Raw genomic sequence first — 12,214 nt, 5'->3', positions numbered from 1 at the left:
GATGAATACGCGCAGCAGGAACCAGCCCGATAGCCCGACAATAAGAAAGTAGCCAATGAAGACGCGCGCCCAGAGCTTCATGCGGCGATCGAATAGCCGGTCCCGCGGTGGGTGAGGATCGGCTCGCTGAGCGCATCGATGGCGCGCAATTTGGCGCGCAGCGTCTTGATGTGCGTGTCGATGCTGCGGTCGGCCGTTTCGGGCGCGTTGGCCCAGACGCGGTTCATGATCTGCTCGCGTGTGAACACGCGGCCTGGCGCCGAGAGCAACAGAGCGAGCAGCAGGTATTCGTAGCGCGTCAGCTCGACGGCCTGCCCGTGGAAGGCGATGCGCAGCGACTCCGGATCGTGTCGCCAGACGGCATTCGAAGCCGCACTGTTGCTGCTGTTGCGGAAGCGCGCGTCGCGGCGCAGGATGGCGCGCGCACGGGCGGCGACTTCGCGAGGCGAAAAGGGCTTGACGACATAGTCGTCGGCGCCCAGCTCGAGACCGAGGATGCGGTCGATTTCTTCGCTGCGGGCGGTGAGGAAAATGACCGGGACATCGGACACCTCGGCGCTTTCGCCGGTAAGAGCGCGCAACGCCTTGAGGACTTCGAAGCCGGTGGTGTCCGGCAGGCCGACATCGAGAATGATCAGGTCGAAGGGCGAATCCCGATGCGCAGGACATGCCTCGCGCCCAAGCAGAAGGTGGCGGACGCTGAAGCCTTCGCTACCCAGCGCGTAGATCAGTGTGTCGGCGATGGCCTGTTCATCTTCGACGAGAAGTATTTTGGGGGCATGCATTGAAGTTGCCTGGAGTGCCGTTGGCAGAATCGCCGTCGCAAAAACGGCCAAAGTACAGGAAAGACCACAGGTTCTCAAGCGTCGTAGCGATTATTACAGGAGCATCGCTTGAGTGGACTCAGGCTGGCAGGACGCATCACAAGAGTGGTTCCTGCGGGGTGTACCCGAATCTTGGGCAGTGACAGCTTACGCCCGATGAAAGATCAAAGCCGCTGTCGCTAACCCGACATATGGGGCTGATGAATTTCACCCTTGAGTAAACCCCTCCCGGCCACCTATTGTGGCCCGAGGTTTCAATCAGAAATAGTGACACATCGTAGTAGGTCGGGTTAGCGCAGCGTCCCCCAGGGGGATTTCCTACGGGGCATAACCCGACGCCAGTGTATGCCGCATCGGACGATTGTCGGGTTACGCTGCGCTAACCCGACCTACTGGATTGCGAGATTTAGATACTTTACCCTTACAAAATCGGGAAGTTACTTCGTAGTCGTTCCTTATCTCAATCAGATGAATAACTCGGCGCGCTTGAGCAGTTCTTCCAGCCCCGCTTCGTTCGGATTGCGCGGCTTGCCCGGATGGATGATCGAGACCTGGCAGCTCTCGGCGGCTTCGACCAGCTGCGCATAGGTGCCCGCGTTGAGGTCGGCGATGTAAGCCTGCTTGTTACCATCGTAGGCGAACATCTTGTTGTTGATCTGCGTGCATTCATTGCAGGTTGAACAGCGTGCCGTTTCGATGTACGCCTCGTCCGGCGATCTTTCCGCTTCTTGTTCGGCTGGCTGCGCAACGGGGGCTGCGGCAAGAGGGGATGAAGGGACAGCGCTGGCGCTCGCTGGCGGCTCGACATTTGCCCCCCGGATTTCATTCGCGCGCGCCAGCAGCCTGTCGGCATGCGAGTTATTGATTCCACCGAGTTCCTGCAGGCTGTTCCACATGTCACGGCAACGGCGTGCTTCGCGGATCAGTTTTTCATCGACGATGACCTTCTGCAGCCTGTTTTCGGGATCGACCATCAGCAGGCAGGGAACGCTGTCAAGCGGCCCCCGCTCGTCGCGCGCCACAGTCTCCCCGACCGGCGTCAGGGTGCCGTTCCAGCGCGCTCTCGGGACCCGCGCAAAGTGTTTGCTGTAGCGCGCGTCGCAGGCGACAAAGTCAATCAGCGTGAACGGCGTTTGCTGCGCTACCGACTGGTGCTTCTCGTCTTCATAAGCAAATTCGCGCAGCGGCCAGTCCAGTGCCACCTGCGGATTGGTGTCCAGCGAGAAACGCGAAGCCCAGTCACGACCCGCCGCCGGGTCAAAGGTGAAGCTCGGAAAAACGCGTGACTCGAGTGCCGCGGCACCGATCAGGTAGGGCGGTAGTTCGCCGCTGCCCGTGGCCGCACCCGAAAAGACGCTGAATAGGGCCGGGCCGGAATAGTCGAGCCCGTGCTGAATCTGCCGGCGGACCTGATAGAGGTTGGACGCCGGCGATTGGAGTACGAACACACCGTTCATGCCCATGGCCATGCTGGCCAGTTGCCTGCTGCGCAGGGCAAAGGCCAGGTGCCCATTGCCGAGCGGCGATTCCTCGATGACGTCATCGGTCTGAACCAGGATTTTGATCGGCAAATCGACGGAAAGAATCTCGGTCAGTGTGCTCTGCTCCGGTCCCGTCATGCCGGCGGCGTCGAGGCGTACCAGATAATCCGGGAAGAGCGCCAGATCCCTGGCTTCCAGGCCATTTTCACCGAACGAATCGAACAGCAGATCGTGCTTTGATTCATTGTATTCGCCCTTGATCTCCAGTTCGGCGATGGCCATGGCTCTGGCCAGTTCAATGAGCCTGGGCAAGCGCTCGCGATAGGCGGCAAGGGCAGCGATGCAGCTATCGAAGGCGAAGGAGTAGGTCTCGCCAGTGTCGGTTTCCGCCATGCGGAAAAATTTCTGCGCGTGAAGCGTTTCCAGGAGATTCGTGACTCGATGCCGACGACTCGCAGACAGATTTTGCCTGGGTGAAGACCTTGTGAGAATGCGCGACATGGCCTCGAAATCGAAGTTATCCATGGGGCCGGTGCCGAACGAGGCTCTGAGGTTTTCAGCGCTTTTGCCCGCGTCCGAATTGACGAAGTCGGCTTTGATGATGTCGGAAAGCTTGAGTACCAGCCGTTCGATGTCCTGGCTGAATTGCCGTGCGCGCTGCGCCTGCTTGATTGACCAGGCGTGGCCGAACAGGTGGAAGGGCAGGGCGGCAGTGCAATCGATTACTTCACCATCGATTTTCAGATTGGCGCGGGCCAGCGACAGGCTCTCCGCAATCGTCCTGTCAGCCTTGCCCAGCGGCGCTGCCGCCTGATCCCAAAGGGCCGAGAACAAGCCGCTGGAACCAGTGGCCACCCGCACGCGAATTTCCTGTTCAAGGCGCAGGACATGCTTCCTGATTCGCTCGCCATCGGTGCCCGCGGCAACTTTGTCGAGGATGCCGTCAATCAGGCCGGACAGCGGTTCGACAAAGGCGCCATCCAGCCGCTCTGCAACGAGTACCAGCGGAAAGTCATAACGCAAATGGGTGAGGTCGCGGTAGCCGGCGAACAGGGCGGGTCGCAGATTGAGTCCGTCGAGCGCATCGAGGTGGGTGCTCAGCTTTTTTCCGGTCAGGTAAAAAGCAACATGCGTTTGCAGATCAGCTTCCATAAAAGTGGTGCCATCCCGTTTAAATCGTTTGATCAACTGCCTCGTAACGCACCTTGTCGATGGTCGAGACCGCGCTTGTGCTCACCTTCTTGCGTTCATTCCGGCGCAAGCCGGAATCCAGTACCTTCCTCCGATAGCTATTATTGCAATCGGATAAACGGGCTGGTCCCCGGCTTGTGCCCCGAAGGAAACACTCCTGGGGTGCGCCGGGGTGACGAGCGTGGAAATCAGTCAGCAATGATTTTTTCACAGACTCTCAGACCGTATATTTGTCGAGCTCGGCTTCAAAGCCTTTGCGCACTGTCTCGGTGGTACGCAAGACGCCGGTTTGCCGTGTTTCCTCGTAACGGGGAATGTCGCGGTTCTGGTACAGGATGCCCACCGGAATGACGTCTTCGCTGGACGCAATTTCGCGCGCCCGGTTCATGTCCAGCGGGTCATGCAGGAGCTGGTTCCTGTATGTTTTGGCGAGTCCGGCGCTCAAGTGCACTGCGTTCTCGTGGTGCAGCAACTGAATCCTGCCCGGGTCCTGCATCCAGTGGTCAAGCGACTTCGGCAACCATTCCGGGCAGCGTTGCAGGATGCGCACGAACGAGAGTCCCTTGTGGTGATACGCCGCCTTGACGATCTCGAAAAGACTTTCAGGGATCCAGTCGACCGCCTGCGCGACGAAGGAGGCATTGGCCACACCGAGCGTCACGCTCAGCGGGTTCAGGGCATCGAGATAACTCCCGCGCGGCGTGGTGTTGCTCTTGGTGCCGATCGGCGACGTGGGCGAGGCCTGTTTCTTGGTCAGGCCGTAGATCTGGTTGTCATGCAAAAAAACCGTCAGGTTCATGTTGTAGCGGATGGCGTGGATCCAGTGGGCGGCACCGATGCTGCAACAGTCACCGTCACCGGTATTGACGAATACCGTCAGGTCCGGCCGGACCATCTTGACGCCTTCGGCGATCGGCAGCGCCCGTCCGTGGATGCCGTGGAAGCCGTAGGTCTTCATGTAATGCGGGAATCGGCTGGAGCAGCCGATTCCCGATACGAATACCGTCTTCTCGGGACGCAAGCCCTCGTCGCGACACAGCCGCTGGACGGCAGCGAGAATGGCGTTGTCGCCGCAACCGGTGCACCAGCGCGGAACGCCGCTCTGGTAATCTTCCAGTTCGTGTTGCTCGTCATAAAGTTCAAGCTGGCAGTCGGTGGCAGAACAGTTCATGTTTTTCCTTACGTATTGAGCTTGGCCAGGACAATGCGGCGGATGGTGCTCGGCTTGATCGGCTGTCCGCGCACCTCGCTCCAGCAGTCGACATCGATCAGGCAACGCGAGCGGAGCAGAGTCGCCAGAGACGAATAGCGACGATTGGATTCGTCGATGATTTCCTCTTCGGGGCTGTCGCTCCAGTTGGTTTCGATGGTCATGACCGTTTTGAAGCGCTGCATGATCTCCTTGATTCCCGGCTGCATCGGCTGGAGGAAGCGCAAGTGTATGGAGGAGACTTTCTTCCCCTCTGCACGCAGCGATTCGACGGCTTCCTCGATGCCTCCCTTGGTGCTGCCCCAGCCGACGACCAGCAGATCGCCACTGGCTTCGCCAAACACCTCGGGTACGGTCAGGGTCTTTTGCAGCGCCGCCAGTTTCAGGCTGCGTGCGCGCAGACTCTCCTGGTTGATGTCCGGATCGTAGGCGACATGGCTGTCGCGATCGTGCGCCAGTCCGGTGACGGTGTGCATGCCGCCCGGCTGGCCGGGAACGAAGCGGCGGGCGAGGCCGGTGGTGGCATCCCAGTCGTAGGCCCGGGCGCCTTCGGGTACCGGGCTCTGGTCAAAGGGAGGCGCCAGCCAAGATTCGTTGAACTGCGGCCGGTTGAAGGGCTGTTGTGACGAAGACAGGCTGGCGTCGGTCAGAACGACGACTACCATGTTGAAGGCTTCGGCGATCTTGCGTGCGGTGATGATCGAGTAAAAGCAGTCCTCGATGGTGGCCGCCGCCATGACCACTTTGGGCGCGTCGCCGTGGCTGCCGAAAATGGCGCACATCAGGTCGCCCTGTTCGACTTTGGTCGGTTGGCCGGTGCTCGGGCCGCCGCGCTGGACGTTAACCACGACCAGCGGGATTTCCGCCATGACGGCCAGGCCGATAGCTTCCTGCTTCAGCGAATAGCCCGGTCCGGAGGTGATGGTGACGGTGCATTTGCTGGCATACGACGCACCGATGGCGAAGGCGCAGGCGGCGATTTCATCCTCGGCCTGGTGCACGATGCCGCCGACTTGCTCGAAAACCTCGGAAAGATAGTGCGATGCCGAGGTGGCCGGGGTTATCGGATACATCGAGCACAGTTCCATTCCCGAGGCCATGACGCCGAGCGCCAGCGCCGTGTTGCCGTTGGTGACGATCTGCGGCCGGGCGGCCGGAGTGGCCGGAATGCAGAAGCTGAAGTCGAGATGGGTTTCACCCCAGTGGTGGCCGGCTTCGAGCAGCTTGACATTGGCATCGATGGTGCTCTGCGCCTTCTTGCCGAAGGTCAGCGCAATCTGATCGCGTGCCATCTGCAATTCGAAACTGTAGAGGTAACAGAGCATGCCGAGGGCGAACATGTTCTTGCCGCGTTTCGGGTCGGCGTTGAGCAACTGGCACTCCTGCTCCATCGGGAACTCGATGACTCGATGACCGGCGGCAAGCAGCCGGTCATGCGCCTCGATATAGGCCATCGAGACGTTCAGATCCGTATGTTTGCGCCACATACTTTCGAGAAAAATGATGCAGCCCGGCTTCAGTTCGCGAGCACGCACGCGACCGAGCAATACCTGCTCGTTGAAAGCCACCACCAGATCGGTCTGGTCACCGCCGTTGGTGATGTAGCCGGAGCCGATACGGATGCGATTGCCGCTGGCACCGGCCACACTGCGTGCCGGTGGGCGAATTTCTGCCGGGATGATCTCGGTGGTCCAGATGCCGTTACCCATTCTGGCGGCGATCGAACCGAGCGACTGCCCACAGCGTTGAGCTCCCTCACCGGAATCGCTGATGATCTCGACGATGTGTTCCTTCAGCGTTGTGATCGTCTTGTTGCCAGCCTTGCTGGCGTTTTCAGGCGCGTTCATATCGGGTTTTCCATAGTCGCTGTAAGGCGTGTTAGTCAGTCATGTTGATACAAAAACCCCGGTCATTCCGGGCTGTACCGGAATCCAGTGGCGTACTGCTGGATTCCGGGTCAAGCCCGGAATGACGATGTTTTCTATCGATCTCAAGCCACTCGCACACGCGCGAAATTCCGTTCCCTGAGGTCGATGCCGAACAGTTTTTCGCCGCCGTTGGCATAGGGCAGGGCGCTGTCGCGAATGCCAAGGTAGGCCTTCATGCTGGCGGCGGCCTTGCGTCCGGCGCCCATCGCCTCGATCACCGTCGCCGCGCCGGTGACGATGTCGCCGCCGGCGAAGACGCCGGCCATCGACGTGGCGAGACTGTTGTCGGTCTGGATGTAACCCCATTTGTTGAGTTCCAGCTTCGAGGTCTGCCCCATGATCGGGTTGGCATTGGTGCCAATGGCATAGACGATCAGATCGGTTTCGAAATCGAATTCGCTGCCGGCGACCTGAACCGGGCGGCGGCGACCCGATTCGTCCGGCTCGCCGAGTTCCATGCGTACGCACCGCATGCCACGCACATTGCCCTGGCCATCGTCGATGACAGCCACCGGATTGGTCAGCCAGTGGTATTCGACGCCTTCCTGTTCGGCATGATGAACTTCTTCAGCACGCGCCGGCGCCTCCTTGCGCGAGCGCCGGTAGATGCAATACACCTTTTCTGCACCCAGTCTGAGGCAGACGCGCATGGCATCCATCGCCGTGTTGCCGGCGCCGACAACGGCGACACGCCGGCCAATCGGTTGCGGCGTGTCAAAGTTCGGGAATTCCTTGGCGCGCATCAGATTGCAGCGCGTCAATAACTCGTTGGCCGAAAGGACGCCGTTCAGCGAATCGCCGGGAATCCCGAGCATCGTCGGGTAACCGGCGCCGACACCGACGAAGACCGCGTCATAGCCCATCCCGGAAATCATCTGCTCGATCGTGAACAGGCGACCGACCAGGGTGTTGCATTCGAACTTGACACCGAGCTTTCTGAGGTTGCCGATTTCGGCGTCGATCACCGCATTGGGCAAACGGAAATCGGGAATGCCGTATCTCAACACGCCGCCCGGCTGATGGAAAGCTTCGAATACGGTGACCTCGCAACCGGCTTTGGCCATGTCCGCCGCACAGGCCATGCCGGCCGGTCCGGAGCCGACGATGCCGACCTTGAAGCGGTTCGCTTCGATATACGGAATATTGACCCAGCCTTCGCGGATCGCGGCATCGCCGACGAAGCGTTCGAGTCGGCCGATGGCCACCGGCTCAAGCGACTCGCCGACGGTGCAAACACCTTCGCACTGGTTCTCCTGCGGGCAGACGCGACCGCAGACGGCGGGCAACAAACTGGTTTCGGTGATGATGTCATAGGCGCCGCGCAAATCCTTCTCGCCGATCTTGCGGATGAAACCGGGGATGTCGATGCCCACCGGGCAACCCGAGACACAGGGCTGGTCGGGACACATCAGGCAGCGTTCCGATTCGCGCATGGCATCGTCAGGGTGATAGCCGCAAGCCACTTCCTCAAAATTCCGCGAGCGCTCAATCGGGTCCTGCTCGCGCATCGGTGTGCGCTCCTGTGGAATGGTCCGAATCGTCTTTTTCCTGGCCATGAATTTCTACCGTTTAATGCGCAAGTCGCGTGAGTGGATCGCAAAACTCCCTTCTCCATTCAGGAGAGGGGTTGAGGGTGAGGGAAACGGGAATGCCCGTCAGCTACACTGTGGTCAATGCTTGCCCAGGAATGAGCGCTTCAACGCTGCTGGCGATGGTCTTGTCCAGATTGCAGCCCTTTTCCCAGTGATCGAGCGCCTTGCGTTCGGTCTTGGTGTACCGCCGGAGACGCATCATCAGGTCGTCGAAATCAACCTGATGACCGTCAAAATCCGGTCCGTCGACGCAGGCAAATTTCACCTGATCGCCGATCCTGACCCGGCAACCGCCACACATTCCGGTTCCATCGACCATCACCGGGTTGAGGCTGACCATGGTCTTGATCTTGAAGGGACGCGTCGAATCGGCACAGCCCTTCATCATGATCGGCGGGCCGATGGCGACGACTTCTTCGATGTCCGGATGCTTTTCGATGGCCTGCAGGATTCCTGCGGTGACCAGGCCCTTGATGCCGAGCGAACCGTCGTCGGTACAGATGATCAGTTCATCGCAACAGTCCCTGAACTTCTCGTCCCAGAAGACCAGATCCTTGTTGCGGAAGCCGACTACGCCGATGACGTAGGCGCCGGCTTCCTTGTAACCGCGGGCCTGGGGGAAGATTGGCGCGACGCCCAGCCCGCCTCCGACACAAAGCACTTTTCTGGCGTGGCTGATCGGGCTGGGGACACCCATGGGGCCGACCAGGGCGTAAAGCGATGTGCCAACCCGGCATTCCTGCTGCATCTGCCGGGTAGTCTTGCCAACCGCCTGGATCACCAGCGTGATCGTTCCCTTCTCGCCGTCGAAATCGGCAATCGTCAGCGGAATCCGCTCGCCCTGTTCGTTCAACATGACCATCACGAACTGGCCGGGTTTCGCCGCCCTGGCCATCATCGGATGGCGTATTTCAAGCAGATAGGTCACGTCGGAGAAATCCTCGCGACTGACGATTTCATAATTGGTCATTTTTTTCGCTTTCAATATCCGGATACGTCATTCGGAAATAATACGAACTCATGCCTGTTTCTCCCCAGACCATGATCAAGGGGATGAAGGTTATGCAATTTCATATAGCATTTGCCGTGCCAGAAAATTTAAATATATAAAACAATGTGTTGAATGGCCGGATTCAATCGGCGTGGAGAATGATGCACATTGCTGAATCATGAAGTCGGACGATTGCACCAATATAGTGCCGGTCTTGGCGCATGTGGCGTGGCGGGTTCGCTCGTAGGATGTGAATTATTGTATGAGCACCACCCAGGTCGTGGCCCGAGGCCAGGCTTCGCGCTCATTCCGGCGAAAGCCGGAATCCAGTGCATTCGTCCGATATCCATTAAAACAATCGGATAAACGAGCTGGACCCCGGCTTCCGCCGGGGTGACGGGCGTGAAAATCAGGGGGGAATGCAGGCAAACGAAATTACAAGAGCACCTTGCCTGTCCTTGCGGAGTATTCGTGGTGGCAAGGCTATACGCGTTTCATTTCGCCATGAAGGCCCGAATCCAGCAAATCGGATTTCAGTGGCCCGGCTGGATCACGTTCGCATCCAGACGCTCGACGATGGACCAGGCATACATCAGGCAACCCTCGTTGAATTCCAGACTGGTTTCGAGATCGCGCCACCAGGCCGCCCCCTGCCTGTCCTGGCCGAGGAATCGCCAGCGGCGCCGTTCACCGCTGCACAGTTCAATCAGGTAGGCGGCATCGGCTTCCGGCTTGATCATGGGAATAAGCGCTTGGCTGTAGACATTCAGCCCATCACCTGCCCATGCTCGCGAGAGGCATGGAAGCCGACCTTACTCCACTTCTCGCTGGTCACATCGAGGTTGTAGCGCGTGCTGGCGAGATAGACGAGGTTGCCGTCGACGTCCTTGGCCATGCGGTGTTGCTGTTCGCGCTCGAAGTTGCGGCGTGTCGTTTCATCCGGGAAAGTCAGCCAGCGCGCAGTGTTGATGTCGGCGGCTTCGAAAATTGCGTCGACCTTGTATTCGGTTTGCAGGCGCTGGGCGACGACCTCGAACTGCAGCGTCCCGACGGCACCGAGCAGCATGGCGCCGGTAGCGAGGTTTTCGAAGACCTGGATCGCTCCTTCTTCCCCGAGCTCCTGCAAACCTTTCTGCAACTGCTTGCTTTTCAGCGGATCGCGCAGTCGCGCGACGCGGAAGAGTTCGGGCGAGAAGTAGGGAATGCCCTTGAAAGCGAGCGTTTCGCCTTCGGTCAGCGTGTCGCCGATGTGCAACTGGCCGTGGTTGTGGATGCCGATGATGTCGCCGGCGACCGCGTCTTCCATCAGCACGCGCTCGTTGGCCATGAAAGTCAGCGCATTGGCCAGCTTCATTTCGCGGTTCATGCGCACGTGCCTGACCTTCATCCCCGAGCTGTAGCGGCCCGAGCAGACGCGGAAGAAGGCAATCCGGTCGCGGTGCTTGGGGTCCATGTTGGCCTGGATCTTGAACACGAAGCCGGTAAAGGCTGGTTCGGTCGGCTGCACGGTGCGGATCCCGGCATCGCGTTCCTGCGGCGGCGGCGCCCAGTCGATCAGCGCCTGCAGGATCTCCTGTACGCCGAAGTTGTTGATGCCGGAACCGAAGAAGACCGGCGATTGCAGGCCGGCGAGAAAGTCGACCAGATCGAAGGGGCTGCTGGCGCTGCGAATCAGATCGACATCGTCGCGCAGCTTGCCCACTTCAAGCGGGTATTGCGCGTCGAGCACCGGGTTGTCGATGCCGTCGAGCTTTTCCGACTCGACGCGCCGCTCCTCGCCGGGAGCAAAGCGCAGCAGGCTGTCGCCGGGCAGGTGATAGACGCCGCGAAAGGTCTTGCCCATGCCGATCGGCCAGGTGATCGGCGCGCATTCGATGTTCAGCACCGACTCGATTTCTTCCAGCAGTTCGAAGGGTTCGCGAACTTCGCGGTCGAGCTTGTTGACGAAGGTGATGATCGGCGTGTTGCGCATGCGGCAGACATTGATCAGCTTGATCGTCTGCGCCTCCACCCCTTTCGCCGCATCGATCACCATCACCGCCGCATCGACGGCGGTCAGCACGCGGTAGGTGTCTTCCGAGAAATCCTCGTGACCCGGCGTATCGAGCAGATTCACGGTGTGCTCCTGATACTCGAACTGCATCACCGAGCTGGTAACCGATATGCCGCGCTGCTTTTCGACCTCCATCCAGTCCGAAGTCGCATGGCGTGCGCTTTTGCGGCTTTTGACGGTGCCCGCGAGCTGGATGGCGCCGCCGAACAGCAGCAGCTTTTCGGTCAGCGTCGTCTTGCCCGCGTCAGGGTGCGAGATGATCGCGAAGGTGCGCCGTTTGGCCACATCGCGCAGGATTTCAGGGGGAAAGGGGCTACTGCTCATCGTTGATTCTTCCGGCTGCAAAAACACAAGGGGCGAAGTATACCCAAGAAGTCCCGGTTCTACCGTTCGCTCTGGATTGCCGGACTTGTTCGCCCCTGATGCGAACTGCCGAAGGGGTTGGTGTGAAACTGATCAAGCCAACAGAGTGAATTGCGGCGCTTGTGCTGCCTTGCGGTCCACCGTGGCTGTATACCGGGCGCCCAAGCGCTGATGAGCGCGGCCCAAGAGGTAATCGGAGAAGTCGGCCGTGCCGTGCCGATAGTTCAGCAAGGCGAGAATGCCAGGATCGGGCGATTCGATCCGGAACGCACGGCAGGTCAATAGGGTGCCCAAGGCATCGGCAACCTGCTCACGGGTATAGTCGTAGGCCCGTGACAGCACCCAGCCCACTTCGCACAGGACAATATGGCCGAAGATGCCTGGCTCGGCATGAGAAAGCTGCCGCTCGACGAAGGCATTGCCCTGCATCGATTGCACCAGATCGTCCTGCGTGAGATAGCGCACCAGCACATTGGTGTCGAGCCCGATCATGGGCGACCGGATGCGGCACTGGCCGCATCCGTTTCTTCGAGCGAGACGGGATGGGCTGGCTTGGGCAGCATGCCCTTCAGGCTTCCCAA

At 59.8% G+C, this 12,214-nt stretch carries 9 protein-coding genes; all 9 read right to left on the bottom strand.

Annotated features, from left to right (window positions below; genetic code table 11):
* Positions 1 to 77 precede the first annotated feature (77 nt).
* The 9 genes from creB to JNM42_RS16445 all read right to left on the bottom strand — a co-directional run bounded on the left by creB (position 78) and on the right by JNM42_RS16445 (position 12,125).
* Positions 78 to 785 carry a two-component system response regulator CreB gene (gene creB / locus JNM42_RS16485; protein ID WP_294272689.1) on the bottom strand — a complete coding sequence of 236 codons (708 nt, stop codon included), beginning with the start codon at positions 783 to 785 and terminating at the stop codon, positions 78 to 80.
* A gap of 503 nt (positions 786 to 1,288) precedes the next feature.
* Positions 1,289 to 3,457, bottom strand: a complete 2,169-nt coding sequence (locus tag JNM42_RS16480) for a ferredoxin (RefSeq protein WP_294272686.1) — start codon at positions 3,455 to 3,457, stop codon at positions 1,289 to 1,291.
* 256 nt (positions 3,458 to 3,713) lie between these two features.
* A complete protein-coding gene (locus JNM42_RS16475) occupies positions 3,714 to 4,667 on the bottom strand; it encodes a thiamine pyrophosphate-dependent enzyme (protein ID WP_294272683.1) in 954 nt (317 codons plus the stop codon).
* A gap of 8 nt (positions 4,668 to 4,675) precedes the next feature.
* Positions 4,676 to 6,553: a 2-oxoacid:acceptor oxidoreductase subunit alpha gene (locus JNM42_RS16470; protein ID WP_294272680.1), complete on the bottom strand. Its 1,878-nt coding sequence runs from the start codon at positions 6,551 to 6,553 to the stop codon at positions 4,676 to 4,678.
* Positions 6,554 to 6,696: 143 nt separating this feature from the next.
* Positions 6,697 to 8,142 (bottom strand): NADPH-dependent glutamate synthase, encoded by a 1,446-nt coding sequence (gene gltA, locus JNM42_RS16465; RefSeq protein ID WP_294272677.1) that lies wholly within the window; start codon positions 8,140 to 8,142, stop codon positions 6,697 to 6,699.
* A gap of 151 nt (positions 8,143 to 8,293) precedes the next feature.
* Positions 8,294 to 9,196 carry a sulfide/dihydroorotate dehydrogenase-like FAD/NAD-binding protein gene (locus JNM42_RS16460; RefSeq protein ID WP_294272674.1) on the bottom strand — a complete coding sequence of 301 codons (903 nt, stop codon included), beginning with the start codon at positions 9,194 to 9,196 and terminating at the stop codon, positions 8,294 to 8,296.
* A 554-nt stretch (positions 9,197 to 9,750) separates the two neighbouring features.
* Entirely contained in the window at positions 9,751 to 9,957 is a 207-nt protein-coding gene (locus JNM42_RS16455) for a hypothetical protein (RefSeq protein WP_294272671.1), read from the bottom strand.
* Positions 9,958 to 9,983: 26 nt separating this feature from the next.
* Entirely contained in the window at positions 9,984 to 11,594 is a 1,611-nt protein-coding gene (locus JNM42_RS16450) for a peptide chain release factor 3 (RefSeq protein ID WP_294272668.1), read from the bottom strand.
* 132 nt (positions 11,595 to 11,726) lie between these two features.
* Positions 11,727 to 12,125, bottom strand: coding sequence for a type II toxin-antitoxin system VapC family toxin (locus JNM42_RS16445; RefSeq protein ID WP_294272665.1), 399 nt, complete (start codon positions 12,123 to 12,125; stop codon positions 11,727 to 11,729).
* Positions 12,126 to 12,214: the final 89 nt, after the last annotated feature.

Origin of the sequence: Propionivibrio sp., assembly GCF_016790145.1 — a bacterium.
In the GTDB taxonomy this organism is placed as follows: domain Bacteria; phylum Pseudomonadota; class Gammaproteobacteria; order Burkholderiales; family Rhodocyclaceae; genus Propionivibrio.
This window is presented reverse-complemented; position numbering and strand designations above follow the sequence as displayed.

Excerpts from the sequence above, each read along its gene's own strand:
- JNM42_RS16475 (WP_294272683.1), bottom strand. The coding sequence starts at position 4,667 with ATGAACTGTTCTGCCACCGACTGCCAGCTTGAACTTTATGACGAGCAA.
- JNM42_RS16445 (WP_294272665.1), bottom strand. The coding sequence starts at position 12,125 with ATGATCGGGCTCGACACCAATGTGCTGGTGCGCTATCTCACGCAGGAC.
- creB (WP_294272689.1), bottom strand. The coding sequence starts at position 785 with ATGCATGCCCCCAAAATACTTCTCGTCGAAGATGAACAGGCCATCGCC.
- JNM42_RS16450 (WP_294272668.1), bottom strand. The coding sequence starts at position 11,594 with ATGAGCAGTAGCCCCTTTCCCCCTGAAATCCTGCGCGATGTGGCCAAA.
- gltA (WP_294272677.1), bottom strand. The coding sequence starts at position 8,142 with ATGCGCGAGCAGGACCCGATTGAGCGCTCGCGGAATTTTGAGGAAGTG.
- JNM42_RS16480 (WP_294272686.1), bottom strand. The coding sequence starts at position 3,457 with ATGGAAGCTGATCTGCAAACGCATGTTGCTTTTTACCTGACCGGAAAA.
- JNM42_RS16470 (WP_294272680.1), bottom strand. The coding sequence starts at position 6,553 with ATGAACGCGCCTGAAAACGCCAGCAAGGCTGGCAACAAGACGATCACA.
- JNM42_RS16460 (WP_294272674.1), bottom strand. The coding sequence starts at position 9,196 with ATGACCAATTATGAAATCGTCAGTCGCGAGGATTTCTCCGACGTGACC.
- JNM42_RS16455 (WP_294272671.1), bottom strand. The coding sequence starts at position 9,957 with ATGATCAAGCCGGAAGCCGATGCCGCCTACCTGATTGAACTGTGCAGC.